This is a genomic window from Plantactinospora sp. A48, assembly GCF_055793945.1.
Map to the genome: position 1 here is coordinate 130,760 of NZ_JBTIXF010000008.1, position 26,152 is coordinate 156,911.

Here is a 26,152-nt window from a genome sequence, read left to right on the forward strand (position 1 = left end):
GGTCAGGGGCGGCCGGCGTGTGGCGCGGGGGCCTCGGTGCTGAGTAGTAGCCCCGTCCGGCCCGTTCCGGTCGACTGCTCAGCCATCTGGTCGGCACCGTGCCACTCGGCGGCCAGCACGTGCAGCGTCGTACCGTCCGGGCCGCCCAGCATGCACGCGAAGCAGCCCCGGTCCACGTCCACCCGGTCCAGCACCTCGCCGCCCTCCCGGACCCGTACGCAGCACCGGTTGGGCACGTCGGCGTACCAGACCGCGCCCGTGGCATCCAGGCAGATGCCGTCCGGCACGCCGCCGCGCAGATCCGCCCAGACCCGCCGGCCGGTCAGGCCGCCGTCCGGCTCGACGTCGAACGCGGTGAGCCGCTGGCCGTACGACTCGGCCACGATCAGGGTTCCGCCGTCGTCGGTGAGCGCCATCCCGTTGCCGAAGGCGATGTCGTCGGCGACCCGACGGGTCGAGCCGTCCGGTGTGACCAGCACGATGATCCCGGGCCGGAACTCCTCGCCGGCCATCAGGTCGAAGCCGCCACCGTTGACGTACGCGTTGCCCCGCCGGTCGACGACGATCTCGTTGAAGACCCGGTCGATCCCGCTCAGGTCGGCATGGGTGACCAGGCCGCCGTCCGGCTCCTGACGCAGCAACCGGGCCTGCCGCCCGGCGACCAGCAGCAGCCGGCCGTCCGGCAGCCAGTCCAGCGAGTACGGCAGGGTGGGCGGGACCCGCAGCGCCACCTCGGCCCGTCCGGTGCCGTCGAACCGGAGGATCTCGCCGGTGCCCCAGTTGGCGAACCACAGCCGGTCGTCGTGCCAGCGCGGCGACTCGCCGAACGCGAGCCCGGTGAGCAGGGTCGTGGGTGGTCGCATGGCGGGCTCCTCATGAGGTTCGGGACGGTCTCCCTCCCATACGAACGAGTGGGCCCGTTCTCGACACTCCATCGGACTTCGGCGGTTAAGAAGGGGCCCTTCCTATCCGAAAAGCGATAAGAAGGGGCCCTTCCTTGCAGGTCAGCCGGCGGGCCAGACCAGGTCGATGCGTTCCCGGTCGATCGGGTAGCCGGCGCGGGCGAAGGTCGCCGCCATCGGCTGGTTGGGCTGGTCGGTGGCCGCCACGATCCGATCGGCGCCTGCCTCGACCAGCCGGTGGGTGGCCTCCACCAGCAGGTCGTACGCATAGCCGTGGCCGCGCTGTTCGGGCAGCACGCCGACGAAGGCGATGATCGGGTCGACGGGGTTGCGGGCCGGCACGGTGATACCGACCGGCTCGCCGGTCGCCGTGTACGCCAGCAGCCACCAGTCGCGCGGGCTGGGCAGCCAGGTCAGAAACTCCAGTTCCTTCCGTGCCGCCGCGACCGGACCGGCCTGTTCCCGGGCGTGCCGGGTGTGCGCGTCCAGGCTGCCTTCCCCGACCCGCCGGAGCACGTCGAGGATCACCTCGTCATCCGGTTCGGGGCGGAACTCCAGCCGGCCGGGCCGGTCCGGCAGCCCACACGTCGGCGTCCAGCGGTACCGGTACCGCTCGACCAGCACCGACATGCCGGCCTCGATGGCCGCCTCGATCCGCCGGTCTCCCTCGGCCCGGACCGCCGGATCGGTCCGCCAGGCCGGCGGCAGGGCCAACGAATATTCGGTACGCAGCGGCGCGGTGCGGAGCAGTTCGACCCCGGCGACCGGGTCGGTGAAGTCGAACCAGTCGAGAGCCAACGGTTGAAGGTCGTCGGGGCTGCCCCACCAGGCGGCCCGGGCCACCACCCGGCCCTGGCGGGACGCGATCCAGGTCCACTCGGGTCGGTACCCGTCGGTGGTGTAGCGGTCGCCGAACGCGGCCCGACCCACCAGGCCGGGGTCGGGAAGCGAGTGGAAGAGTTGTTCCTCGCCCGCGACGAGCGGGCGGATGACCAGGTCGGTCACGATGTTTCCTCCGGGTAGCGGTGGTGCTCCCGGGTCAGGACCGCGACGCCCTCTCAACGGGACGGGAGCACAGGACTGCGATGGTCATGGCTCTCACCTCCCGGTCGATGGTCGAGGACGCCCGCGCAGCGTACCAGGATCGGCTCGGGCCCCCGGCCGGGATCTGTCCTGGCCGGGGACCCTCCGGGCCTCAGCCCCGCGCGGTGGCCCTGGGTTTCAGCGCCGACCGACGGCGCATCGGGTGGCGCTCAGCCCTCGACCCGGTGGGTGGTCCAGAAGGAGGTGAGGTCGGTTCCGGTGGCGGCCTGCGCCGCCGCCTTGAAGTCGGCCACCGTGGAAATTCCGTACCAGTGGCTCTGGGCGTAGTTGCGGAGCATCGTCGCCATGGTGGTGTCCCCGAGCACCCGGCGCAGGTCGTGCAGGACGCATTTGCCGTACGAGTAGACGACCGTGGAATAGCGGTTGGAGTGCGCGTCCCAGTAGCTCATCGGGTTGGTGATCTTCTCGGCGCTCGACGCCCAGTAGACGTTGTTCCAACAGTTCGTGCCGGTGAGGCCGCGTTGCAGGTCGGTGGCGTAGTCGGTGAAGCCCTCGTCCAGCCATGGCGTGTTGTATTCGTCGTCACCGACGATCCCGTAGAACCACTGGTGACCCAACTCGTGGATCACCGGGCCGGCGCTGGGCTGGGAGAGCACGAAGCCCGGGTACTCCATGCCACCGAACCAGAAGTTGTTGTGCAGCACCAGGTCCACCTCCCCGTACGGGTAGGTGCCGAACCGGGAACCGTGCCCGTCCATCGCCGACGCGGCGGTGGACTGCATGCTCGCGGCAGCGCTGCTGGATACGCCCGACGTCCGCCAGGTGTTGACCTTCACCCCGCCCGGCGAGGTGGTGGTGGTCCGGACGAACGGTCCGGCGCCCCAGGCGAACTCCCGGACGTTCGTGGCGGTCGCCGTGGTGACGGTACGGCCGGACGAGCCGGGCACCTCGGTGGCGGTGCCGGTGGTGGGGGTGAGTACGCCGCTCGGATGGTCGAGGATGACGGTGTAGTCGCTGGCGAGCTGGTAGAAGCTCTCACCGTTGTTGGTGTACGGGTCGAGGTGCCAGCCACGGGTGTCCCGGACCGCCAGCACCGGCAGCGCGTTGCCGATGAAGTTGTACGACCCGTCCCGGCCGAACCGGTCACTGCCGTTCGGCACCGCGATGGACAGGTCGAACCCGATCGTCGCGGAGGCGCCCTGGGCCAGCGCTACCGGCAGGGTCACCTTGAGCGCGGTGCAGTTGACCTCCAGCGCCCCGGCCGTACCGCCGGTCACGTTGCTGACCTTGATGGGTTGGTTGCTCGGGCAGCTGCCGTGGTAGTTGTCCCACAACCGCAGGTAGACCTCGGTGAGTGCGGCCGGGGCGGCGTTGCTGAACCGGATGCTCTGGTGGCCGGTCCAGCTCGCGCCGGTCGAGTTGCTGGTCAGGTTCACCGTGTAGCTGCCCTGGTTCGGCGTCCGGGTGGTGTCCGTGGCGGCGATCGGGGCGGCCATCGGGACGACGGCCGGGGCAGCGCCGATCGCGGCGCTCAACGGGGCGGTGGCGTTCAACGGGGCGGTGGTGCTCAACGGGGTGGCGGCGGCCGGGGTGGCGGCCAGCGCCGGCACGCCGGCGGCGACGAGGGCGAGGACGGTGGCGGCGCATAGTCCCCGCCAGCCTCTGATACGGGCCATGACATCTCCTCGGTTGGGAGCGGGCGCCGTGGATGTCGGGGGTAGTATCCACGCGCGCCGATGTTCCTGAACAGAGAGAACCATGAACGGCCCGGGTAAGGAAGGGCCCCCTTTTATCGCTTCCGGTATAGGAAGGGCCCCTTCTTAACCCGGAAACCGTCGAGGAGACCGTGGCTGCCGTGCCATTCTGCGACGGATACCAGGAAGCATGACCGCATTCGGCTGGGTGGTCGGGTAGGGGTCATACCGCACAGTCATAAATATGACTGTGCGGTGTGGACGCCGCGGACCGGGTGGCTACCGACGCGGTGACTCAGAGCAAGCGCCGACGCCCGAGCAGCCGGATCAACCGACGCGCCGGAATCAGCCGGACCACCGGATCAGGCAGCGCCGCGAGGCGGTCAACCGGGCCATGGGTCAACCGGGCCATGGGTCAACCGGAGCCAGCGCTGATCAGCCCGTGCCAGCGCCGATCAGTCGGTGCCACGGCTGATCAGCCCGTGCCACGGCTGATCAGCCCGCGCTCGAAGGCGACCGCCACGGCCGCCGCCCGGTCGTTCACCCCCAATTTGCCGTACGCGTGCAGCAGGTGCGTCTTCACGGTGGCTTCGCTGATGAACAGGTCGGCGGCGGCCTGCCGGTTGCTTCGTCCCCGGGCGATCAGGGTCAGCACCTCCAGCTCACGGCGGCTCAACGGTTCCTGCGCGGGCGCGCGTAGCTGGCCCATCAGCCGGCCCGCCACGGTGGGCGACAGCACCGACTCGCCCCGGGCGGCGGCCCGAACCGCCCGGACCAGATCGTTCCGCGGGGTGTCCTTGAGCAGGTACCCGGTCGCCCCGGCCTGGATCGCCGGCAGCACGTCGCGATCCGTGTCGTACGTGGTCAGCACCAGGACCCGGGCGGTCAGGCCGCGCCGGGCGAACTCGCCGATCGCCGTCACCCCGTCCGTGCCGGGCATGCGCAGGTCCATCAGCACCACGTCCGGGCGTACCGCCTCGACCACGGCGACCGCCTCGGTCCCGTCGCCGGCCTCACCGACCACGGCGAAGTCCGGGTCACCGGCGAACATGCCGCGCAGCCCGTCCCGGACCACCGGATGGTCGTCCACGATGACGATCCGGACGGGGGTCGGGCCGGTCACGCCGCCTCGCCGGCCAGGGCGGGTACCGACGCCGAGATCGCGGTTCCGCCGCCCGGCTCGGACTCGATCTCCAACCGACCGGCGACCCGGCCGATCCGCTGTCGCATGGCGATGAGGCCGAACCCACCGTCACCCGCCGATCCGTCCGCGACCGATCCGTCCGGCGCCGAACCGCCGGGCGCCGCCGTACCGGCTGGTGCTGCGCCGTCCAGCGGCAGCCCGGCTGGCAGCGTTCCGGCCGGTGGCAGCCCGGTGGGCACCGTACCGGTGGCCGATCTGACCGGGACGGCCGGGAAGCCCCGCCCGTCGTCCCGGACGTCCAGCGTCACCTGGTCCGGCATGTACGACAGGGTCAGCCCGACCCGGCTGGCGTCGGCGTGCTTGGCCACGTTGGTGAGCGCCTCCTGCGCCGTGCGCAGCAGCGTCACCTCGATCTCCGGGTGCATCGGTCGGACCGTACCGGTGGTGGTGATCCCGGCCGGTATGCCGTGCCGGGCCGACCAGCGCTCGATCAGGTCGGCGAGTACGTCCGGCAGACGGCCGGTGTCCAGCTCCTCCGGACCCACCGCGCGGACCGACCGGCGGGCCTCGGCCAGGCTCTCCCGAGCCAACCCGATGGCGGTGTCCACGTGCCGCTGCCACTCGCCGCGCCGATCCCGGGTCTGCTCGGCCGCCTCCAGCTGGGTGATGATGCCCGCCAGCCCCTGCGCGATGGTGTCGTGGATCTCCCGGGCCAGCCGCTGCCGCTCGTCCAGCACGCCAGCCTCCCGGGCCTGGGCGAGCAACTGGGCGTGCAGCCCCTCGTTCTCCCGCAGCGCGTTCTCAAGTCGGCCGTTGGCCTCGGCGAGCTCGTCGATCATGACCTTGCGGCCCTCGCTCTGCCGGGCGTTCACCACGCCGAACCAACCGACGGCCCCGGCCAGCACCAGGTTGAACAGCACCACGAACACCCACAGCACCGCCTCCCGGCCGCTGCCCGGGAGCCCGCCACCCTGGGCGGTGCCGCTGATCACGGCGGTGGCCGCCACCCCCGCGACGATCCACCGGCCTCGCAGGGAGAACGACAGCGGGTAGCCGACCCAGGCGAAGAAGCCGTACCAGGGGGAGAGCAGCACCAGCACGGCGGCCAGCACCAGCAGGCCGGCGAGGTACCCGGCCATCCGGCGGGGCCGCTCCGCCGCGCAGACGACCGCGCGGCCCAACCAGAGGACCCATCCCACGGCCACGGCGCAGACCGCGAGCAGCAGCGTCGCCGGCTGCTGGCCGGGAGCCGGTACGACCAGCGCCAGCAGGGTGGAGATGCCGAGGGTCGCGTACGGGATGACGCGGTTCGCCGTGTTCTCGTGGCGTCGCCACGCCTCCCACCGGTCGGCCTCGGTCTGCATGGCGATCTACTCCCAGCGGAACAGTCGGGCGGCCGTGACGCCGGCTGCCACAGCGATCAGAGCCATTATGACCAGCGGCAGGACCTGCGGTCTGGTGCCCGTCCAGGCGTCCAGCAGGGTCTGCACCCCGGGCGGGGTGTAGTCGCCGATCCGGACCAGGAAGTCCGGCAGCAGGAACCGGGGCAGGTAGACGCCACCGAAGAACATGACCAGGGCGAACAACCCGGTCGCGAGGCCCCCGGCCGACCGACCGCCCCGGGCTCGCGCGGCGACCAGCAGGCCCAGGGCGAGCAGCGACGCCGCCCCCAGGACGAAGGCCAACGCGAACCACAGCGGCTGCCGGGGCAGCGGTATTCCGAAGGCCAGCCGTCCGGTCAGGATGACCAGTGCGGAACTGACCAGCAGCACACCCACGTTGAGCACGAGCTGCGCGGCGAGCAGCGCCGCCGGGCCGACTGGGGTGGTGGACAGTCGCCGCAGCACCCCACGTTCCCGGTAGCCGGCCAGCACCTGCGGCATGGTGTTGACCCCGGTCACCGCCAGGCTGATCACCAGCAGCGAGGGTGCGAAGTACGCGACGAAGCTCCGGCCGTCGAACTGCGGATCCGCTCGGCGCAGCGCCGGGATGAGGCCCAGCCCGACCAGGACGACCACGGGTATTCCGAGCGTGCTGAGCAGCGCGGCGGGGTCGCGGAGGAACAGTCTGGTCTCCATGGTCAGGATCCGGTGGAAGGATTTCATCGGGTCTCCCGGGTCGAGTTGTCGAGGGTGTGTCCGGTCAGCTCGACGAAGGCGTCGTCGAGGCTGCCCTGTTCCAGCCGCAGGTCGGCGGCGATGATCTGGTGCCGGGCCAGCACCGAGGTGACGGCGTGCAGCACGTTGCCGGTGCCGGCGACGACCACCTGACCACCGCTGCTGCTCACCGACGTGACCTCCGGCAGTTCGGTGAGCAGCCGGTCGTCCAGCGGGGCGGACGGCCGGAACCGGATCCGCTGCTCGGGCGCGACCCGGGAAACCAGCCCGGCGGGAGTGTCCAGCGCGACGATGCGGCCCGCGTCGATGACCGCCAGTCGGTCGCAGAGCCGTTCGGCCTCCGCCATGAAGTGCGTGACCAGCACGATCGTCACGCCCCGCGCGCGTACCTGCTCGATCAGCTCCCAGGTGTCCCGACGGGCCTGCGGATCGAGCCCGGTGGTCAACTCGTCCAGGATCGCCACCTCCGGGTTGCCGACCAGCGCGAGCGCGATCGACAGCCGCTGCTTCTGCCCGCCGGACAGCCGCTTGTACGCGATGTCCCGCTTGTCGGTCAGGCCGAGCTGATCCATCAGCTCCCGCCAGTCGGCCGGGCGCCGGTAGAACGAGGCGTACAGCTCCAGCACCTCGCCCACCCGGATCCGGTCCGGAAGCTGGCTCTCCTGAAGCTGGATGCCGACCCGCTGGTGCAGCTCGGCCGGGTCGCGCCGCGGGTCCAGGCCGAGCACCGAGACGGTGCCCGCGTCCGGGACCCGCAGCCCCCCGACGCACTCCACCGTGGTGGTCTTCCCCGCGCCGTTGGGCCCGAGGATCCCGAAGATCTCCCCGGACTCGACACTGAACGAGACGTCGCGCACCGCGACCCGGGCACCGTAGCGCTTGCCCAGGTTCTTGACGTCGACAACGGACATCGGAGCCGCCCTTCCAGTAGCGGTGGAGTTCCGACTCCAGGATTCCGGCGTTCCGGCGGCGCCGAATCGAACGGCCGGCGACATCCCAGCTCCACCCCCGGCGGACCACCCCATCCACCACCCGGTTGATGCGCCCGGCTGAAAGGAAGGGCACCTTGTTATCGCTTTTCGTAGCGGAAGGGCCCCCTATCAATTAACGCCCGCGTGCCGAGGTAGCGATTGATCGCTAGGCTCACGCCTCGTGAACGTACGCAGCGCGAGGGCGGTGACCGGCCCGGTCGGCCAGTTCCTCTCCGGGGTCGGCCTGCTGCTGCGTGGGCTCGGTGTCTACGCGCGCAACCCCGGGCTGATCCTGCTCGGCATCGTCCCGGCGCTGATCTCCGCCGCGCTGTTCGTCGGGGCGTTCGTGCTGCTCGCGTACTTCGTCACCGACCTGGCCGACCTGATCACGCCGTTCGCCGACGACTGGTCGGCGGGCCCGCGTGGCTTCGTCCGTACGGTGGCGGCGCTGGCGCTGCTCGGCGTCGGTGGCCTGCTCAGCGTGCTGCTCTTCACCGCGGTCACGCTGGCGATCGGCGACCCCTTCTACGAGAAGATCTCCGAGCGGGTGGAGGAGCGGTACGGCGGGACGCCGGACGAGGTGGAGATCTCCTGGTGGCGGTCGCTGCGCCGGAGCCTCGGCGACTCCGTACGGCTGATTCTGCTCTCGGTGTTGATCGGGCTCCCGCTGTTCGCGGCCGGCTTCCTGCCGGTGGTGGGCCAGACGGTCGTACCCGTGCTGGGGGCCGCCGTGGGCGGCTGGCTGCTGGCGCTGGAACTGACCGGTGCTCCGTTCTACCGCCGGGGCCTGCGCCTCCCGGATCGCCGCCGGGCCCTGCGGACCTGCCGGCCCACGGCGCTGGGGTTCGGGGTGGCGGTGTTCGTGGCCTTCCTGATCCCGCTCGGTGCCGTGCTGCTGACCCCGGCTGCGGTCGCCGGTGCCACCCTGCTGGCCCGCCGTTCGCTCGGCCAGCCGATCGAGGAAGGCCGGTCATGAGGATCGAGGAGGGTCGGTCATGAGGATCGAGGTGGGTCGGGCGTGAGGATCGTGCTGGTCGAGGGCGACATCACCGAACAGCGGGTGGACGCGATCGTCAACGCCGCGAACTCCTCGCTGCTCGGCGGCGGCGGGGTGGACGGCGCCATCCACGAGCGCGGCGGACCGGCGATCCTTGAGGAGTGCCGGCGGCTGCGCGCCAGCCGGTACGAACGGGGTCTGCCGACCGGCCAGGCGGTCGCGACCACCGCCGGTGAGCTGCCGGCGCGCTGGGTCATCCACACCGTGGGTCCGGTCTGGTCGGCGACCGAGGACCGGTCCGCGCTGCTGCGGGACTGCTACGCCAACAGCCTGCGGGTGGCCGCCGAACTCGGCGCCAGCACCATCGCTTTTCCGCTGATCTCCGCCGGCATCTACGGTTGGCCGGCCGAGGACGCGGTCGCGCAGGCCCTGTCCGTGCTCCGGCCGGCCGAACCGGCCGGGGACACCGAGGCACGCCTGGTGCTCTACGGCCGGTCGACCTTCGAACTGGCCGAGCGGGTGTTCCAGTCGGGCTGAGACCTCAACCCGGTCCGGTGACGTCGTGGGAGGCAGACGTCAACCGGGTCCGGTGACGTCGTGGGAGGCCCGGCCGATCAGCGTGATGGCGCTGCGGCGCGGCAACAGCCGGGTCATGGCCTGCGCCGACAGTCGCATGAGCCGCCCGGGTACGACCCGGGGCCCCCGGCCGAGCGCGGCCAGCGCCTCCCTCGCCACCATCTCGGGTGACACGGTCCCGGGAGCCGGCCGGCGCGTCGCCCGGTCCAGCCCCGGGGTCGCGACCGCGCCCGGCACACAGGCGAGCACGTCGACGCCCTGGCCACGCAGTTCCGCCCAGAGTCCTTCGGCGAGGATCGCCCCGAACGCCTTGGTCGCGGCGTACGCGGCGATCCCGGGCAGGCCCTGCTGTCCGGCGAGGGACGACAGCACGATCAGGCCCCCTCGACGGCGTTCGGCCATCGCCGGCAGGTAGTGCCGGGCCAGCAGCAGCGGCGCCGCGCAGTTCAACGCGACGGTACGGTCCAGTTCCTCGGGCGGGACGTCGACGAAGGCACCGATCGGCGCGTTCGCCGCGTTGGCCACCAGCAGCCCCACCTCGCGGCCCTCGGTGGCCGCGTACAGGGCGCGGCGCCCCTCGGGTTCGGACAGGTCGGCGGCCACGGTGATCGCCCTGGTCGGCAGTTCGGCCGCGAGTGCCGCGAGCGGTGCCGGCCGGCGAGCGACCAGCACCAGGTCGAGGCCCCGGCCGGCCAGGGCCCGCGCGAAGGCCGCGCCGATGCCCTCGGACGCGCCGGCGACCACGGCGTACGGCCCGTACCGGCGGGCGAAGTCCGACCCGTCGCGCGTCATGTCGACGCCTCCGCGGCCCCCTCGGTCCGACCCAGCGACGTGGCCGCTGCACCGCCCGGTCTCGGGGACGGTTCGGTGGCCGCCGGGGTGGTGGGGTCGACGGAGCCGGACCGGGTGAACGGGTGTTCCCGGCGCATCCGCCAGATGGTCGCCACCGGCATCAGCAGCCAGGGCAGGTTCAGGGCGAGTACCGGACCGAAGTGCGGGGTGGCCGACTGACCGGAACGCTCCTCGGCCAGGATGATCAGGACGTTGGCGGCCATGGTCCCGGACCACACCAGGGCAGGTACCCGGATCCAGTCCCGGCCCCGGACGAAGGCGTAGAGCGCCGCGAGATAGTAGGGACCGAAGAAGAGCACGTCGATCCAGATGGTCATCCGCCAGAACGGCGGCCGGGCCATCAGCAGCGGATCGTACGTCCGCCCGTACCAGTGGATGAGGTCCACCAGCGGCGCCGGCGGCCAGAGCGGCTGGCGGAAGGCGTCGGGGTCGGCGATGACGAGCTGTTCGACGTCCACCACGTACGTGATGAAGGTCAGGTTGAGCAGGAAGTAGCCCAGGAAGATCAGGTCGGTCGGCCGCTGGCGCAGCGGGATGGCACGCCGGGTCTGAGCCATGGATCACCTCCGGCGTCACTGTGCCACGCGGGCACCGGGCCGGGCATCGTCCGTCCCGGTACCCGAAGGCTCAGCGATTCACAGGCTCAGCGGACCCAGAGATTCAGCGGACCCGAAGGCCGCGCAGCAGTGCGCCGTCCCCGGTGACGTCGAGCACGTCCAGGTCCACCCGGCCGTAGAGCGCCAGCAGCAGGTCGCTGGCCGTGCCGGCGGCGTTCACCCGGGCGTGGTGGTCGTCGTCGTCCAGGATGGTGCCGGTGTCCAGCAGGGCCACCCCGTCGCCGCGCAGCCGCAGGAACCATTCCTGACCGGCGTCCACCGCGACCAGTTGGGCGACGCCCTGCCACTGCCCCGGCTCCTTGCGGCGGCCGGCCGGCAGCCAGGTGTCGAGCACCTCGCTGACCCCGTCGGCCGCGAGCTTCGCCTCGATCGGCTCGGCCGCGGCCAGCGCCATCTGGGCGTCCCAACGGTGTACGGCGGTCTCGTGCGCCATCCGGCGGTGCCAGAAGCCGGCCTTCTTCGGCTGCGGAGCCCAGTTCCAGGCCGGGGCCTCCGGGTCGAGCCCGTCGAACAGGTTGATCAACTGGTCGTACTCGTCCTGCCACCACCCCACCGGGTCGGTACCGGTCGGCAGTGCGTCGTCGGCGTACCGCCGCTCCGGCGCGTCGGTGACCCCCCGGGAGATGGTTTCGCGTACCCAGTGGTAGATGCCGGCCAGGTGGCGGGCCAGGTCCGCCGTCGTCCACTCGGGACACGACGGTACGGGTGTGTCGGACGGAGCCTCCGCGACGGCGGCGCGGAACGCCGGGCCGTCGGCCCGGAGCGCCCCGATCCAGAAGTCTTTGCTGCCGTGCAGTCTGCTCATCGCGTTCCTCCCGGACGACCTGACCACCGATGGAGTGGCGAGGCTGTCCCTCAGCCTAGGGTGAAGGGCGTGCGAGACGTTAGTGCCCAACCGACACCCGCCGCAGACCTCGATCCGGACAAGCGGTTGGCGAGGTATACGACGCTGCGGCTGGGTGGAGCGCCCCGCCGGCTGGTCACGGCCAAATCTTCGGACGAAATAGTACAAAGCGTACGGGAGGCCGAGCTGGTCGGGGAGCCGATTCTGCTCCTCGCCGGCGGCAGCAACGTCGTGGTGGGCGACGACGGCTTCGCCGGCACCGTGATCCTCATCCGGTCACGCGGAGTGCTGACCGTGGCCGAGACCGCCGACACGGTGACCCTGCGGGTGTCGGCCGGCGAACCGTGGGACGACTTCGTGTCCCGCACCGTCTCGGCTGGCCTGTCGGGCTGCGAATGCCTTTCCGGAATCCCCGGCTCCTGCGGCGCGACGCCCATCCAGAACGTCGGGGCGTACGGCCAGGAGGTCGCCGAGACCATCGCGGGCGTCGAGGCGTACGACCGGGTGACCGGCGAGGTGGTCCGGATGACGGCCGCCGAGTGCGGCTTCGCGTACCGGTCCAGCGTGTTCCGGCACAGCGACCGCTGGGCGCTGCTGAGCGTCGACTTCACCCTCGCCCGGTCGCCGCTGTCGGCCCCGGTCCGGTACGCCGAACTGGCCCGCCGGCTCGGCGTCGAGCAGGGCGACCGGGTCGAGCTGGCCCGGGCCCGCGAAGCCGTGCTGGCGCTGCGGGCCGGCAAGGGCATGGTGCTGGACCCGACCGACCCGGACACCCGTTCGGCCGGCTCGTTCTTCATGAACCCGGTGCTCGACGAGCGGGCGTACGCGGCGCTGCGGGACCGGGCGGCAGCGGCCGGCCTGGGTGAACCGGCCTCCTGGCCCGGTGCCGGCGTGGTCAAGGTGAGCGCCGCCTGGCTGATCGAACGGGCCGGCTTCGGCAAGGGCCACCCGGGCGCCGGCGGGGTGGCGATCTCCTCCAAGCACACCCTCGCGTTGACCAACCCGGCCGGCGAGTCGACCGAGGCGCTGCTTAACCTGGCTCGGGAGATCCGCGCCGGGGTCCGGGACCGCTTCGGCGTGACCCTGCACCCCGAACCAATCATGATCAACTGCGCGATCTGACCCCCGCCCTTCCACCCCCGCCCTTCCACCCCCGCCCTTCCACCCCCACAAACCCCGGAGATCTTGGAATTCCGCTGCCCCTCTGGGGGCACCAGAATTCCAAGATCGCGGGGACGGACCGGGACGGACCGGACGGGACGGACCGGGACGGGCGGGGCGGGCGGGACCGGCGGGCGGGGTGGGGGATTAGGGGGCGATGGCGGTCCAGGCTACGGTCAGTTCGCCGTGACGCCACCGGGTCGGGCGGTCCAGCACCGGCCAGCCGGCGTCCCGGACGGCGCCGACCGCCCGCAGCCACCGCTGCCGAGGGCCGAACGTCGCGTACGGCGCCGCGTCCCGCCAGCCCTCGTCGAGGGCCCGGATCAACCCGTGTACGCCGGTGCCCGGCACGTTGTGGTGGATCAGCGCCTTCGGCAGCCGCTCGGCGAGCGACGCCGGTGTGTCGAGGTTGGCCAGCCGGGCGGCCAGGGTCAACGACAGTGGTCCGGTCGCGTCCAGCAACACCCAGCCGGCCAGTCGGCCCACCTCGTCGCTGGTGCCCTCCACCACCAGCCCGCCGTCGGCGAGCGCGGCGGTCATGGTCCGCCAGGCACCGGTCACCGCCGCCTCGTCGTACTGCCGCAGCACGTTGAACGCCCGGACCACGGTGGGACGCAGGCCGGCCAGCTCGAACCCGCCCTGGGCGAAGGTCAGCCCCGGGGGATCCGCCACGGGCGCGGCGGCGGCGACGCGTACCGGATCGATCTCCAGCCCGACCACCCGCAGGTCGGGGCGGATCGCGGCGGCCAGCCGGGCGCGTAGCTCCACCGCCGTCACCGGCGTCGCGCCGTAACCCAGGTCGACCACCAGCGGGTCGGCGGCGTCGCGCAGCACCCCGGCCGCCCGGTACGCGATCCAGTTGTCCACCCGGCGTAACCGGTTCGGGTTGGTGGTGCCCCGGGTGACCGTTCCCACCGGCCGGTCCACCGGAGGTCGGCGCGCCGCACTGGAACCCACCCGGCCCACCGTACTGCGGTGCCTCGGCGTTAAGCGGGGGCCCTTGCTATACAAAAGCGATAACAAGGTGCCCTTCCTTTCACCCAATCCGGTGGACCTTGTGCTGGGCGGCCTGGGCCAGCGGCCGGACCACCAGTCGGTCGACGTTCACGTGGTGCGGGCGGGTGGCGCACCACGCCACGCAGTCGGCGATGTCCTCGGCCACCAGCGGCGCCGGTACGCCCCGGTAGACCGCGTCCGCCCGCTCGGCGTTCCCACCGAAGCGCCGCAGGCTGAACTCGTCGGTCCGGACCATGCCCGGATCGATCTCCACCACCCGCACTGGCCGGCCGTTCAGCTCCAGCCGGAGCGTCTCGGCCAGCGCCGTCTGCCCGTGCTTCGCCGCGGTGTACCCACCACCGCCCTCGTAGACGATCAGGCCAGCGGTGGAGGAGATCACCACGACGGTCCCGGCGCCGGAGGCGTCCAGCAGCGGCAGGACGGCCTGGGTCACCCGCAGGGTGCCGAGCACGTTGACCTCGTACATCCACTGCCAGTCCTCGACCGAGCCGGACGCCACCGGATCCGCCCCGCGCGCCCCGCCAGCGTTGTTGACCAGCAGGGTGACCGGACCGGGCAGCCGCTGCGCCGTCTCGGCGAGCTGGGCCACGGACTCGGCGGAGGTCACGTCGCAGCCGACCGCGGTGGCCGCGCCGCCGGCCGCGGTGATCTCCGCGACCAGGGCCTCCAGCCGGTCGACCCGGCGGGCCGCGGCGAGCACGTGGAAACCTTCGGCCGCCAGTCGACGGGCGGTGGCCGCCCCGATCCCACTGGACGCGCCGGTCACGACAGCTATGGAGGTCATCGCAGCATTCTTCCGCACGCTGCGACCGTCCCCCTGGATGAGATGGGTCACGTCCCGGGGGGTGCCGATGTGCATCCTTGGTCGTCGATCGGGAAGATGGCATACCGCGTCGAGGTTGACCGAGAAGCGCCACTGGTGGGCGTTCAGGGATAACCGCGACAGAGGGAGCGGACGTGGCGGAACTGCACAGCGCACTGGCCCGGCAGCGCGGAAGCCTGCCGTGGCAGACACCGCGGCGTATCGCGACCCTGTCGGTCCACACCTCTCCGCTGCACCAACCGGGCACGGGTGACGCGGGTGGCATGAACGTCTACATCGTCGAGGTGTCCCGCCGGCTGGCCGAACTCGGGGTCGAGGTCGAGATCTTCACCCGGGCCACCGCCGGGGACGTGCCGCCGACCGTGGAGATGGCCCCCGGCGTACGGGTCCGGCACGTCATCGCGGGACCCCTGGAGGGCCTGGCCAAGGAGGAACTGCCGGCCCAGCTGTGCGCCTTCACCACCGGGGTGCTGCGGGCGGAGGCGGCCCGCCCGCCCGGCTTCTACGACCTCATCCACTCGCACTACTGGCTCTCCGGGCAGGTCGGTTGGCTCGCCAAGGAGCGTTGGGGCGTACCGCTGATCCACACCGCGCACACCCTCGCCAAGGTCAAGAACGCCCAGCTCGCGGCCGGGGACCGGCCCGAACCCAAGGCCCGGGTGATCGGCGAGGAGCAGGTGGTCGCGGAGGCCGACCGGCTGGTGGCGAACACCCCGTTCGAGGAACGGGACCTGGTGGAGCGCTACGCCGCCGACCCGCGGCTGGTCGCCGTGGTCGAGCCGGGCGTCGACCTGGACCGCTTCCGGCCGGTGTCCGCCGGAAGCGAGGTCGCGGCCCGCCTCGCCGCCCGCGACCGGCTGAGCCTGCCCCGCCACGGGTACGTCGTGGCGTTCGTCGGCCGGATCCAGCCGCTCAAGGCACCGGATGTGCTGCTGCGCGCGGTCGCCGCGCTGCGTGACCGTGATCCGCGGTTGGCCGCCGAACTGACCGTGGTGATCGCGGGCGGCCCGAGCGGCAGCGGGCTGGACCGGCCGACCTCGCTGATCGAGCTGGCCGCCTCGCTGGGCATCTCCGAACTGGTCCGGTTCCTGCCACCGCAGACCGGTGATGGCCTGCCGGCGCTGTACCGGGCCGCCGACCTGGTCGCCGTGCCGTCGTACAACGAATCGTTCGGCCTGGTCGCCCTGGAGGCCCAGGCCTGCGGTACGCCGGTGGTGGCGGCCGCCGTGGGCGGCCTGGTCACCGCCGTCCGGGACGGGGTGAGCGGGCGGCTGGTGGCCGGCCACGATCCGCAGGACTGGGCCCGAACGCTGGCCGACCTGCTGGCCGAGCCCCGGCGGCGACTCGCCCTGGGCCGGGCGGCAGCCCGGCACGCGACGAACTTCTCCTGGTCGCGTACCGCCGCCGGCCTGCTGGCGGTCTACCGCGAGGCGATGGTCGAGCACCGGGAACGACTCGCCGATCGCCTGCTGGGCGACGCCGCGACCCTCGGCGCCTGCTGCTGACCGGCTGAAAGGAAGGGCACCTTGTTATCGCTTTTCGTATAGCAGGGGCCCCTTATTAACGCCGTGCGGTTTGCTTGACGCCGTGCGGCCAGCTTGACGCCGTGCGGCCAGCTTGACGCCGTGCGGCGCCCGAGCATCGCTCAGGACCAACGTCGTGCGGCCCCCGGGCATCGTTCCGGTCGGGGCGGCGTGCGGACGGTTCTGCTGGGGAACAATGCTCCGATGACGACCACCGACTCCGCGCCAGCCCAGGTCGCCGCCCTCGTCGAGCGGGTCTGTGCCGAACGCGAGCTGCCGTGCGAGGCGACCGGCGAGTTCTCGTACGCGGTGACCCTTCCCGGCACGCACAAACTCAAGACGGTCTGCAACCTGATCGTCGGCGAGCACGCGCTGCGGATCGAGGCGTTCGTGATGCGCCAGCCGGACGAGCGCCGCGAGGAGCTGTGGGCCTGGTTGTTGCAGCGCAACGCCCGGATGTACGGCGTGGCTTTCTCGATCGATTCCTCGGGGGACGTCTATCTGACCGGCCGGGTGGGGTTGTCCGGGGTGACGGAGGAGGAACTCGACCGGCTGCTCGGCTCGGTGCTCACGTACGCGGACGAGTCCTTCGACACCATGCTGGAGATCGGGTTCGGGGCGGCCATCCGGCGCGAGTGGGAGTGGCGGGTCAAGCGCGGCGAGTCGCTGGCCAACCTCCAGGCGTTCGCCCACCTGTTCGAGCCCTCCGCCGTGAGCGAACCCTCCGCCCCGAGTGGGTCCTCCGCGGCGAGTGAGCCTTCCGCCGGGCCGGACGCCCCATCGGGGCAGCCTGCGGCCGGGCAGGCTGCGAAAACTCATCCGGTCGAGCCGGGTTCAGAGCCGACCTGACGGGTAACCGGCCGCCGGGTGACGCGGGCCGCAGGTCCCGCAGTCACCGGCGGGAGGACAACCTGTCGAGGGAGCGGGAGATCCTGATGGCTCAACGGAACCCTTCGGCTCGTGGCGGTACGGCGACCCGGTCGAGAAGCCGGGCGACCGGATCGTCCGCGATCAGCAAGAACGACATCGCCCAGCTTCGGGCGGACGACATCCGGAACCGACTACGTAAACGCGGCGTGACCGGGATCTCCGGGATGCGCAAGGACGATCTCGTCGACACGCTCGTTCGGAGCATGCGGGCGGAGAACCGCCGGTCCAGCGCGACCGGACCGGCCGGTAGGCGAGCGGCCGGGGCCAAACCGGGCAGCCGGAGCGCGGCAGCCGCCAAGCCGGCCGCCGGGGCCCGCCGGGCCACCGGTGCGGCGACAAAATCCAGGTCCACGGCCACCAGGTCTCGGAGCACGGCGGCCACCGCCAGGTCCACGGCCACCAGGTCTCGGAGTCCGGCGGCCACCGCCAGGGGTACGGCCACCGGGTCCAGGAGTACGGCGGCGGCCAAGCCCAGCGCGGCCGGTGCCGCGAGTGGCGCGGCGCGGAGCGCTGCCGCGAGGAGCGGGGCGGCGCCGAAGGCCAAGGTCGGCGCGGGTGGCATCCGGGAAGGCAAGAGCATGTCCCGGTCGCTGCGGTACGCCCAGCGGATAGCTTCGCCCAGCGACCGTCCCGAGCGGGCCGGCCGGAGTCTGGTGACCACGAACCACCAGGTGATCCGGAACTGGGCGCGGGACCGGCAGGCGCAACCCGCGACCATCGCGGGCACCGAGCGCGATGGCCGGGCCGGGGTGCTGACGTTCAACTTCCCCGGTTACCGGGAAGGCGGCCGGATCCAGCCGATCACCTGGGAGCAGTGGTTCCAGACGTTCGACCTGCGACAACTCAACTTCATCTACCAGGAAGAGCGGTCGAACGGCGGCATGAGCAACTTTTTCCGTACCGAGGCGCCGCATCGGGAAGACGGCTGACGGTGCGGGAATTCCGAGGTTGCCTCCGGGGTTGTGCCCCGGGTAAGGCCTGGAAAGGCCGCCGACCCGGTGTGACCCTCGGAACAGGACAGCCGGGTTGTGGGGGCATTCCTCGGACCTCTAACGTTACTGTACGCGCCACGCTCGAAACGGCTCGGGGGAGCCGTAGTTCGCGCAGAACCGAGCAGTGGCGCAGGGGAGGTGGCACTCCGCTGTTGGGGGACGGCGAGGCCACCTTATGACCGGCGGTGCGAGCGGGCGGCGCTTACGGGGGTGAGCGTTGCCCGCCGCCGCCGGCCCACCCGGCCGGCCCGGGCACAGAACGGATATCGAGCCGAGGAACATCTCCCGACCGGTCCGGCTGCGCGAACACCCTCTCGTCACTACGACGTGCGCGCCGTGGCCGCGGACTCCCCAACGGTTGTCGTCGGTGCCGTCGCGGCGGCTTCGGCCACCTCCGGGGTCCGGGCGCCCGCACCGACCGCCGCACTGACCGCGTCCGGCGCGGTGACCGTACCCGGCCTGATGCTCGTGCCCCGTGCGGTGCTGATGCCCGACGCGGTGACCGAACCCAGTGCCGCGGCCTGCCGCTCGCGGGCCGGACCGGAGACGAGATGAGCGACCGCCACCAGCAGCCCGAGGCCGGCGCAGCCCAGCCAGAGGGTGGTGTTGCCCTGCTGCTGACGCACCAGCCCGCCCAGGATGGGCGCCGACGCCCCGGCCAGCTGCCAGGAGAGCGAGAAGACGCCCTGGTAGCGACCACGGTGCGCGACGGGTGACAGCTCCGCGATCAGGGTGGAGTTGGACGGCGCGTTGAGCATCTCGCCGACGGTCCAGACCAGCACCGTGAGCGCGTAGAACCAGGCCGCGTCGGCGAAGGCGGTCAGCCCGAAACCCGCCCCCATCATCAGCGCGGCCAGCGCCAGCACCCGCGACCGGTTACGGCCCCGGATCAGGCGAGGTACGAACAGCTGGCCCACCACGATCAGGACCCCGTTGAGGGCGATCACCGAGCCGTAGGTGGACGGCGCGAGCCCGTCGGCGGTCATCGCGATCGGCAGCATCGAGACGTGCTGGAGGAACACCAGCGCCGAGAACAGGTTCAGCGCGACGAATCCGACGAAGACCCGGTCGGTCAGCACGGTCCGCAGGCCGCCGGTCGTCGTACCGCGTCCGCCGCCAGGCGTACCGCGTCCGCCGTTCGCGGCCCGGCGGAGGCCGGCGTTGCCCGTGGTGGTCGGGCTTTCCGCTCGGTACGTCCGGACCGGCCGGGTCTCACCGACCCTGGTGAAGATGATCGTCGCCGTGATCAGCGTGGTGGCCGCGTCGATGACGAACAGCAGCAGATAGTCGGCCTCGGCGGCCAGGCCGGCGAGCACCGCCGCGCAGGCGAAGCCGAGGTTGAGCGCCCAGTAGTTGAGGGAGAACGCCTTGAGCCGGTCCCGGCCGGGTACGACGTCGACCATCATGGCGCCGAAGGCCGGCCGGGCCGCCTCGGCGAACATGCCGAGCAGCAGCGCGCCCAGCGCCACGGCCCACAGCCCGCGGGCGAGCCCGAGCGCCAGCATCATGGTCGCGGCGCCGAGTTGGGCGGTGAGCAGCGTCGGCCGTCGGCCCCACCGGTCGGCCAGCGTGCCGCCGAGCATCGTGCCCACGGCGCCGCCCACGCCCCAGAGCGCGATGACCGCGCCGGCCTGCACCGACGAGAAGCCACGGACCGTCGTCAGATAGATGGCGAGGAAGATCAGCACGAACGAGCCGAGCTTGTTGATCAGTGTGCCGATCCACAGGTACCAGAACGCGCCAGGTAGCCCGCCCGTGGTCTCCCGCAACCATCCCCGTACCGACCGCACGCCGTCGCCCCCGCCCCCGTAATGAGCCAAAGATTTGGAACGCCTTACAACCTAGGCCGCTGACCAGGGACGGGTCACTCGGATATCGGCGTGTCCGTGATCACGGTCGAGCCACGCCCGGGCAGCCGGGTCCGGCGCGTGGCCGGCTCACGGGTCGGGCAGGATGAGACGCATGACTGCGAGCGCGAATAGTGCTTCTGCCGGCCGGCCCGTGGCGAGCGAGGGGGCCTCGATCGGCACCCTGGTGCTGCTCCGGCACGGCGAGAGCGACTGGAACGCCAAGAACCTGTTCACGGGTTGGGTCGACGTGGACCTGACCGCCAAGGGCGAGGCCGAGGCCCGGCGCGGCGGCGAGTTGATGCGGGAGCACGGCCTGCTGCCCGACGTCGTGCACACCAGCGTGCTGCGCCGGGCGATCCGCACCGCCGAACTGTCCCTGAACGCCGCCGACCGGCACTGGATCGCCGTCCGCCGGTCCTGGCGGCTCAACGAGCGGCACTACGGCGCACTCCAGGGCAAGAACAAGAAGCAGACCCTCGACGAGTACGGCGAGGAGCAGTTCATGCTCTGGCGCCGGTCCTACGACACCCCGCCGCCGCCCATCGCCGACGACGACGAATGGTCCCAGGCCGGGGATCCGAGGTACGCCCTGCTGCCGCCCGAGCTGATGCCCCGGACGGAGTGCCTCAAGGACGTCGTCGAACGCATGCTGCCGTACTGGTACGACTCGATCGTCCCGGACGTGCTCGCCGGCCGGACCGTGCTGGTGGCCGCGCACGGCAACTCGCTACGGGCCCTGGTGAAGCACCTGGACCAGATCTCCGACGAGGCGATCGCGAAGCTCAACATCCCGACCGGCATCCCGCTGCGGTACGACCTCGACGCCTCGCTGCGGCCGTTGACCACGGGCGGGACGTACCTCGACCCGGAGGCCGCCAAGGAGGCGGCGGCAGCGGTCGCCAACCAGGGACGCTGATCCCGGCTGCACCTGGGGTTCCGCTGGGTCCGCGTTTGGGGTTCCGCCGGGTCCGCGTTTGGGGTTGGCTGCTCTGGGCGGTCAGGCTTGATCCCGTTGTGGGCGGGCCCGGTGGAAGCCTGTCGTGTGTCCTTGGGTCTGGTCCGGCGGACTCCGTCGGGCGATTTGGGGCGGGGCGGCGAAACCGCAAGGACGGGTGGGGTCAGGTGTTGTCGCCGGGCTGGGCGGGGACGGATTCGCCGGTGATGAGATAGACGACGTGTTCGCCGGCGTTCACGGCGTGGTCGGCGAACCGCTCGTAGAAGCGGCCCAGCAGGGTGGCGTCGATCGCCGTCTCCACCCCGTACGGCCAGTCGTCGCCGAGCAGCACCGCGAAGAGGCTGCGGTGCAGGTCGTCCATGGCGTCGTCATCGCGGTCCAGCTCCGCGGCCAGCTCGGCATCGGGCTTCGCGAGCACGTTACCGATCTTGCCGGCCATCCGGTCGGCGACCTGCGACATGTCGGTGAAGACGGGCCGCAGCTCGGCCGGTACCGCCGGGGAGGGGTGCCGGCGCAGCGCGGTCTTGGCGACGTGGTCGGCCAGGTCGCCCATCCGCTCCAGGTCGGCCGCGACATGCAGGGCGGTGATCATCGCCCGTAGGTCCGAGGCGACCGGTGCCTGTCGCGCCAGCAGGTCGCAGACCCGCTCCTCGACCTGCTTGTACGTGGCGTCGATCTCGGCGTCGGCCCGGACGACCTCCTCGGCGGCGCCCCGGTCGGCGGTGAGCAGGCCCCGGGTGGCCAGCCGCATGGCGGCCCGGACCGCCTCGGCCATGTCGACCAGCAGTTGACTGACAAGATGCAGATCGGCCCGGAATTCGTCGCGCATGGTCACGTCCTGTGTCTGGTACGGCGCCTGAGCAGGCCGACGTACGGGGGGATGGGCGGATTTCCCGGCCCACGGTAGGTCGGCGCAGGCGGCGCGCGGATGAACCGGGGTGAACGCGGACGGTCCGCAGGGTTAACTTTCCACAACCTGGCGGCGATTTGCCCCATTTGTGGGGATCCCTCGGTTAACAACAACCCTACGATCGTCACGTGAACTGGTACGTCGTGGTTGCCCTGCTGCTGGGGCTGGTGGCGGGACTGATCGTCGCGCCGCTGCTTCCGCGTGCCCGTCGCGGCGTGACGGCCGGCGGGACGGACGCCCCGCCCGGCGCTGTCCGGGACGGACCGGCGGCGGCCGAACCGGATCGGCCGCTCGGGCTGCGTGATCTGGGCCGGCGGACCGTGGACTCGCTCCGGGTCGGCGTGGTGGTCCTCGGGCCGGACGAACTGCCCCTGTTGATCAATCCGGCGGCTCGGGCGATGGGGCTGCTGCGGACCGGCCCCGAACCGGGCACCGTCGTGCCGCACCCGATCATCCGTACCCTCGCCGGGCAGGTCCGGCGGACGGGCGTGCGGCGCGAGGTGGAGCTCGACCTGCCCCGCGGTGGCGCGGGGTTGGCCTCCGACCCGCTCGGCGTACACCTGCGGGCCATGGGCATCGGCGCCGACCATGTCGCCGTCGAGGCGGCGGACGTCACCGAGGCGCACCGGGTCGCCCGGGTACGCCGGGACTTCGTGGCCAACGTCAGCCACGAACTGAAGACCCCGATCGGCGCCCTGCAACTGCTCGCCGAGGCGCTGCTCGACGCCACCGACTCGACCAGCAGCGACCCGGAGACCGCGGCCGAGGACGTGGCCGCGGCCCGCCGGTTCGCCGAGCGCATCTCCAGCGAGTCCACCCGGCTCGGCCGGTTGGTCAACGAGTTGCTGGAACTCACCCGACTACAGGGCGCCGAGCCGCTGCCCGCGCCGGACCCGGTCTCCGTGGACTGGGTGCTGGCCGAGGTCGTGGACCGGACCAGGACCGCCGCGAACGCCCGTGGAGTCGAGATCGCCATCGAGGGGCAGCGCGGCCAGACGGTGTACGGCAGCGACGGCCAGCTCGCCACCGCGGTGACGAACCTGGTGGAGAACGCCATCGCCTACTCCGGTGAGAAAACCCGGGTCACCGTCACCATCGCGGCGGACGGGGACCACGTCGAGATCGCGGTGGCGGACGAGGGGATCGGGATCGCGCCCGACGACGTCAACCGGATCTTCGAGCGGTTCTACCGGGCCGACCAGGCGCGATCCCGATCCACCGGGGGGACCGGGCTGGGCCTGGCGATCGTCAAGCACATCGTCACCAACCACGGCGGGCGGGTGCAGGTCTCCAGCGCGCTCGGTGGGGGTTCGACGTTCACCCTGCGGCTGCCCGCGCATCCACCCGACGCCTTCCTGCCGTCACCGCCGTCTGCCGAGATAGGAACCGGTCCGGCCGCGCTCCGCTAGCTGCGAACCAGATGATCTCTCCGCAAGGTGCGGACCAGAGGAAAGGAACACTTCGTTGGCCCGCGTGCTCGTGGTCGAGGATGAGGAGTCGTTCTCCGACGCCCTGTCCTACATGCTCCGCAAAGAGGGGTTCGAGGTTTCGGTCGCCCCGACCGGCACCTCCGCACTTACCGAGTTCGACCGCACCGGCGCGGACATCGTGCTGCTCGACCTGATGCTGCCCGAGATGTCCGGCACCGAGGTGTGCCGTCAGCTGCGACAGCGGTCCGGCGTGCCGATCATCATGGTGACCGCCCGGGACAGCGAGATCGACAAGGTGGTCGGGCTGGAGATCGGTGCCGACGACTATGTGACGAAGCCGTACTCGCCGCGTGAGCTGGTCGCCCGGATCCGTGCCGTACTGCGCCGGCAACTGCCCGAGACGCCCGAGACCGCGGCGGCGACGCTGGCCGCCGGCCCGGTGCGGATGGACATCGAGCGGCACGTCGTGACCGTGGAGGGCTCGACCGTGCAACTACCGCTCAAGGAATTCGAGCTGCTGGAACTGCTGCTCCGCAACGCCGGTCGGGTGCTGACCCGGGGCCAGCTCATCGACCGGGTGTGGGGGGCCGACTACGTCGGCGACACCAAGACGCTGGACGTACACGTCAAGCGGCTGCGGTCCAAGGTCGAACCGGAACCATCGACGCCCCGGCACATCGTGACCGTCCGCGGCCTTGGCTACAAGTTCGAACCCTGACCCGGCGCTACGGCTGGCGGGGTGGGGTGGCCGGCTCCCGACCACCGGCGGCGCGTGGCGCCGGGCGGGCCGGCGTCGCCGGGTGCGGCGCCACCATGCCCTGCCTGACCCGCGCCGCGCACAGCTCGACCAACCGCTCGTACGCCGCGGCGCCGATCAGCGCGGTCAACTCCGGGCCGTACGACAGGTACATCGGCTCCCGTCCGACGTGCGCGTCGGGCGACGAGGTGCACCACCAGTCCAGGTCGTGTCCGCCGGCGCCCCAGCCCCGACGGTCGAACTCGGCGAGCGTCGACACCAGCACCTTCGTCCCGTCGGGACGCTTGCTCCACTCCTGATCCCGGCGGACCGGCAACTGCCAGCAGACATCCGGCTTGTACTCCAGCGGGTGGACGCCGTCACGCAGCGCCTGGGCGTGCAACGCGCAGCCACCACCACCCGGGAAGTCGGCGTGGTTCAGGAAGACACACGGCCCGTCCTCACCCCGGGTGGCGGTCCGGCGGGCCGGTTTGGTGCCGTCCACCGAATCCATCTCGGTCCAGTTCTGGAAGCCCCGGCGATGGTGCTGCCAGGTCTGCGGGGTGAGCCGCCGCGCCGCAGCCCGGACCCGCTTCTCGTCGTCGCCGTCGGTGAAGAAGGCGCCGTGCGAGCAGCAGCCGTCCTCGGCCCGTCCGGCGATGATGCCGTGACAGCCACGGCCGAAGACACAGGTCCACCGGGACAGCAGCCAGGTGAGATCGGCCCGGATCAGGTGTTCCTCATCGGCCGGGTCGGGAAACTCGATCCACTCCCGAGGGAAGTCCAGGCCGACCTCCCGACTGCGGGGGTCGTCGGCGTCGTCGACCAGAATGCGGAGTTCGGTACCGGCTGCCACCCGGCCAGCGTACGCCGTGGGCGTGGACGCGCCCGCCAACCGCGCGGATTCCCCGGGTTGGCTTAGGGTCGGGTCATGCGGCTGGGTGTGCTCGACGTCGGCTCCAACACCGTCCATCTGCTCGTGGTCGACGCGCACCGGGGCGCGCACCCGTGGCCGGCGCATTCCGAAAAGGCCGTGCTGCGGCTGGCCGAGCAGATCGGATCCGACGGCGCGCTGACCGAAGCCGGGGAGAACGCCCTGGTCGGCGCCGTCGCCCGCGCGCGTGCGGCGGCCGAGGAACTGGGCTCCGACGACCTGCTGGCCTTCGCCACCTCGGCGGTCCGGGACGCCACCAACGCGCCCCAGGTACTGGCCCGGGTACGCCGCGACACCGGCGTACACCTGCAGGTGCTGCCCGGCGCCGACGAGGCCCGGATGACCTTCCTGGCGGTCCGGCGCTGGTTCGGCTGGTCCGCCGGTCGGCTGCTGGTGCTCGACATCGGCGGCGGTTCCCTGGAGCTGGCGGCCGGCGTCGACGAGTACCCGGAGCTGGCCCTCTCGCTGCCGCTGGGCGCCGGCCGGCTGACCCGGGACCGGCTCGGGGTGACGCCCGCCACCAGCGCGGCCCCCTCGGCCGAGACCATCGACGAGCTTGTCGAGTACGTCACCGACACCCTCGATCCGGTGGTCGAAAAGCTGGCGCAGACCGGTTGGGAACGTCCGGTGGCCACCTCGAAGACGTTCCGCACCCTGGCCCGGCTCGCCGGTGCCGCTCCCTCGGGCGCCGGTCTGTGGGCCCGCCGCACCCTGTCGCAGGACGGGTTGCGCCAGGTGATCGGCTTCATCCGGCACATCCCGCCGAGCAAGCTCTCCGAGTTGGAGGGGCTGAGCGCCAGCCGGGCGCACCAGTTGCTGGCCGGGGCGGTGGTGGCGGAGGCAACCATGCGCCGGCTCGGCGTGAAGACGCTGGAAATCTGCCCGTGGGCGCTGCGCGAAGGGGTGATCTTCGGCCGGCTCGACCAGCTCGACGCTCGCTGAGGGTCGAGGCCGGGCGGAGTCGCTCTGGGTGCCGGGGTGGGGGGGTGGGGGGGGGAGGTGGGGGGGGGGTTCTTGGGGGGTTTGGTTTGGGTACGGAGCCCCGCTTTGGGGTTTTGGTTCGCACCCCCGCCGCCTCCCCCCCGCCCCCAACCCTTCGCTGGGTGGCCCGCTCTGGGCGGTCAGGTCTGGTC

Annotated in this window: 25 protein-coding genes; 10 read left to right on the forward strand and 15 right to left on the reverse strand. The window is 71.8% G+C overall.

What is annotated here, in order from left to right; translation table 11 throughout:
• Nucleotides 1-2 precede the first annotated feature (2 nt).
• The 7 genes from ACXN5W_RS06985 to ACXN5W_RS07015 form a co-directional block, all read right to left on the reverse strand.
• Entirely contained in the window at nucleotides 3-863 is an 861-nt protein-coding gene (locus ACXN5W_RS06985; RefSeq protein WP_473157321.1) for an SMP-30/gluconolactonase/LRE family protein, read from the reverse strand.
• A 141-nt stretch (nucleotides 864-1,004) separates the two neighbouring features.
• Nucleotides 1,005-1,907, reverse strand: coding sequence for a GNAT family N-acetyltransferase (locus ACXN5W_RS06990; protein WP_473157322.1), 903 nt, complete (start codon nucleotides 1,905-1,907; stop codon nucleotides 1,005-1,007).
• A 248-nt stretch (nucleotides 1,908-2,155) separates the two neighbouring features.
• The gene (locus tag ACXN5W_RS06995; protein WP_473157323.1) at nucleotides 2,156-3,622 is read right to left on the reverse strand and encodes a M1 family metallopeptidase; all 1,467 of its coding nucleotides are present in this window, start codon (nucleotides 3,620-3,622) and stop codon (nucleotides 2,156-2,158) included.
• Nucleotides 3,623-4,115: 493 nt separating this feature from the next.
• Nucleotides 4,116-4,763 carry a response regulator gene (locus ACXN5W_RS07000; RefSeq protein WP_473157324.1) on the reverse strand — a complete coding sequence of 216 codons (648 nt, stop codon included), beginning with the start codon at nucleotides 4,761-4,763 and terminating at the stop codon, nucleotides 4,116-4,118.
• On the reverse strand, nucleotides 4,760-6,148 hold the full coding sequence (locus tag ACXN5W_RS07005) for a sensor histidine kinase (protein ID WP_473157325.1): 1,389 nt from the start codon (nucleotides 6,146-6,148) through the stop codon (nucleotides 4,760-4,762). Before ACXN5W_RS07005 ends, ACXN5W_RS07000 begins: the two co-directional genes overlap by 4 nt.
• A gap of 6 nt (nucleotides 6,149-6,154) precedes the next feature.
• Nucleotides 6,155-6,889: an ABC transporter permease gene (locus ACXN5W_RS07010; protein WP_473157326.1), complete on the reverse strand. Its 735-nt coding sequence runs from the start codon at nucleotides 6,887-6,889 to the stop codon at nucleotides 6,155-6,157.
• The gene (locus ACXN5W_RS07015; protein WP_473157327.1) at nucleotides 6,886-7,812 is read right to left on the reverse strand and encodes an ABC transporter ATP-binding protein; all 927 of its coding nucleotides are present in this window, start codon (nucleotides 7,810-7,812) and stop codon (nucleotides 6,886-6,888) included. The genes ACXN5W_RS07010 and ACXN5W_RS07015 overlap by 4 nt, the downstream gene beginning before the upstream one ends.
• A gap of 241 nt (nucleotides 7,813-8,053) precedes the next feature.
• Here ACXN5W_RS07015 and ACXN5W_RS07020 point away from each other — a divergent pair, with 241 nt between their 5' ends.
• The gene (locus ACXN5W_RS07020) at nucleotides 8,054-8,848 is read left to right on the forward strand and encodes an EI24 domain-containing protein (protein WP_473157328.1); all 795 of its coding nucleotides are present in this window, start codon (nucleotides 8,054-8,056) and stop codon (nucleotides 8,846-8,848) included.
• A 42-nt stretch (nucleotides 8,849-8,890) separates the two neighbouring features.
• Nucleotides 8,891-9,406, forward strand: coding sequence for an O-acetyl-ADP-ribose deacetylase (locus ACXN5W_RS07025; protein WP_473157329.1), 516 nt, complete (start codon nucleotides 8,891-8,893; stop codon nucleotides 9,404-9,406).
• A gap of 39 nt (nucleotides 9,407-9,445) precedes the next feature.
• On the opposite strand, the gene ACXN5W_RS07030 is transcribed toward ACXN5W_RS07025, so the two are convergent.
• The 3 genes from ACXN5W_RS07030 to ACXN5W_RS07040 form a co-directional block, all read right to left on the reverse strand.
• The gene (locus tag ACXN5W_RS07030) at nucleotides 9,446-10,237 is read right to left on the reverse strand and encodes an SDR family NAD(P)-dependent oxidoreductase (protein WP_473157330.1); all 792 of its coding nucleotides are present in this window, start codon (nucleotides 10,235-10,237) and stop codon (nucleotides 9,446-9,448) included.
• Entirely contained in the window at nucleotides 10,234-10,854 is a 621-nt protein-coding gene (locus tag ACXN5W_RS07035; RefSeq protein ID WP_473157331.1) for an EXPERA domain-containing protein, read from the reverse strand. The genes ACXN5W_RS07030 and ACXN5W_RS07035 overlap by 4 nt, the downstream gene beginning before the upstream one ends.
• 103 nt (nucleotides 10,855-10,957) lie before the next feature.
• Nucleotides 10,958-11,719 carry a maleylpyruvate isomerase family mycothiol-dependent enzyme gene (locus tag ACXN5W_RS07040; RefSeq protein WP_473157332.1) on the reverse strand — a complete coding sequence of 254 codons (762 nt, stop codon included), beginning with the start codon at nucleotides 11,717-11,719 and terminating at the stop codon, nucleotides 10,958-10,960.
• Between the two features lie 69 nt (nucleotides 11,720-11,788).
• On the opposite strand from ACXN5W_RS07040, the gene ACXN5W_RS07045 reads away from it, so the two are divergent.
• Nucleotides 11,789-12,880 (forward strand): UDP-N-acetylmuramate dehydrogenase, encoded by a 1,092-nt coding sequence (locus ACXN5W_RS07045; RefSeq protein ID WP_473157333.1) that lies wholly within the window; start codon nucleotides 11,789-11,791, stop codon nucleotides 12,878-12,880.
• A 186-nt stretch (nucleotides 12,881-13,066) separates the two neighbouring features.
• Here the strand turns inward: ACXN5W_RS07045 and ACXN5W_RS07050 are convergent, their stop codons facing one another.
• Together ACXN5W_RS07050 and ACXN5W_RS07055 are read right to left on the reverse strand one after the other, a co-directional pair.
• Nucleotides 13,067-13,876: a class I SAM-dependent methyltransferase gene (locus ACXN5W_RS07050; RefSeq protein WP_473157334.1), complete on the reverse strand. Its 810-nt coding sequence runs from the start codon at nucleotides 13,874-13,876 to the stop codon at nucleotides 13,067-13,069.
• Between the two features lie 79 nt (nucleotides 13,877-13,955).
• Nucleotides 13,956-14,720 (reverse strand): SDR family oxidoreductase, encoded by a 765-nt coding sequence (locus tag ACXN5W_RS07055; RefSeq protein ID WP_473157335.1) that lies wholly within the window; start codon nucleotides 14,718-14,720, stop codon nucleotides 13,956-13,958.
• Nucleotides 14,721-14,893: 173 nt separating this feature from the next.
• Here ACXN5W_RS07055 and mshA point away from each other — a divergent pair, with 173 nt between their 5' ends.
• The 3 genes from mshA (at nucleotide 14,894) to ACXN5W_RS07070 (ending at nucleotide 18,141) form a co-directional block, all read left to right on the forward strand.
• Entirely contained in the window at nucleotides 14,894-16,264 is a 1,371-nt protein-coding gene (mshA, locus tag ACXN5W_RS07060; RefSeq protein ID WP_473157336.1) for a D-inositol-3-phosphate glycosyltransferase, read from the forward strand.
• 222 nt (nucleotides 16,265-16,486) lie between these two features.
• Entirely contained in the window at nucleotides 16,487-17,131 is a 645-nt protein-coding gene (locus ACXN5W_RS07065) for a type III secretion system chaperone family protein (RefSeq protein WP_473157337.1), read from the forward strand.
• Between the two features lie 245 nt (nucleotides 17,132-17,376).
• Nucleotides 17,377-18,141: a hypothetical protein gene (locus ACXN5W_RS07070; RefSeq protein WP_473157351.1), complete on the forward strand. Its 765-nt coding sequence runs from the start codon at nucleotides 17,377-17,379 to the stop codon at nucleotides 18,139-18,141.
• Nucleotides 18,142-18,524: 383 nt separating this feature from the next.
• Here ACXN5W_RS07070 and ACXN5W_RS07075 read toward each other — a convergent pair whose 3' ends face one another.
• Complete coding sequence (locus tag ACXN5W_RS07075; protein WP_473157338.1) at nucleotides 18,525-19,994, reverse strand: MDR family MFS transporter; 1,470 nt, start codon at nucleotides 19,992-19,994, stop codon at nucleotides 18,525-18,527.
• Between the two features lie 172 nt (nucleotides 19,995-20,166).
• On the opposite strand from ACXN5W_RS07075, the gene ACXN5W_RS07080 reads away from it, so the two are divergent.
• On the forward strand, nucleotides 20,167-20,970 hold the full coding sequence (locus tag ACXN5W_RS07080) for a phosphoglyceromutase (protein WP_473157339.1): 804 nt from the start codon (nucleotides 20,167-20,169) through the stop codon (nucleotides 20,968-20,970).
• 202 nt (nucleotides 20,971-21,172) lie between these two features.
• Here the strand turns inward: ACXN5W_RS07080 and phoU are convergent, their stop codons facing one another.
• Nucleotides 21,173-21,838, reverse strand: a complete 666-nt coding sequence (phoU, locus tag ACXN5W_RS07085; protein WP_473157340.1) for a phosphate signaling complex protein PhoU — start codon at nucleotides 21,836-21,838, stop codon at nucleotides 21,173-21,175.
• Between the two features lie 209 nt (nucleotides 21,839-22,047).
• Here phoU and ACXN5W_RS07090 point away from each other — a divergent pair, with 209 nt between their 5' ends.
• Both ACXN5W_RS07090 and ACXN5W_RS07095 read left to right on the forward strand, forming a co-directional pair.
• The gene (locus tag ACXN5W_RS07090) at nucleotides 22,048-23,328 is read left to right on the forward strand and encodes a sensor histidine kinase (protein ID WP_473157341.1); all 1,281 of its coding nucleotides are present in this window, start codon (nucleotides 22,048-22,050) and stop codon (nucleotides 23,326-23,328) included.
• Nucleotides 23,329-23,383: 55 nt separating this feature from the next.
• Nucleotides 23,384-24,067, forward strand: a complete 684-nt coding sequence (locus ACXN5W_RS07095) for a response regulator (protein ID WP_473157342.1) — start codon at nucleotides 23,384-23,386, stop codon at nucleotides 24,065-24,067.
• A 7-nt stretch (nucleotides 24,068-24,074) separates the two neighbouring features.
• Here ACXN5W_RS07095 and ACXN5W_RS07100 read toward each other — a convergent pair whose 3' ends face one another.
• The gene (locus ACXN5W_RS07100) at nucleotides 24,075-24,917 is read right to left on the reverse strand and encodes a DUF3109 family protein (RefSeq protein WP_473157352.1); all 843 of its coding nucleotides are present in this window, start codon (nucleotides 24,915-24,917) and stop codon (nucleotides 24,075-24,077) included.
• A 99-nt stretch (nucleotides 24,918-25,016) separates the two neighbouring features.
• Between ACXN5W_RS07100 and ACXN5W_RS07105 the strand changes: the two genes are divergently transcribed.
• Nucleotides 25,017-25,961 carry a Ppx/GppA phosphatase family protein gene (locus ACXN5W_RS07105; protein ID WP_473157343.1) on the forward strand — a complete coding sequence of 315 codons (945 nt, stop codon included), beginning with the start codon at nucleotides 25,017-25,019 and terminating at the stop codon, nucleotides 25,959-25,961.
• The last annotated feature ends 191 nt before the right edge of the window (nucleotides 25,962-26,152 follow it).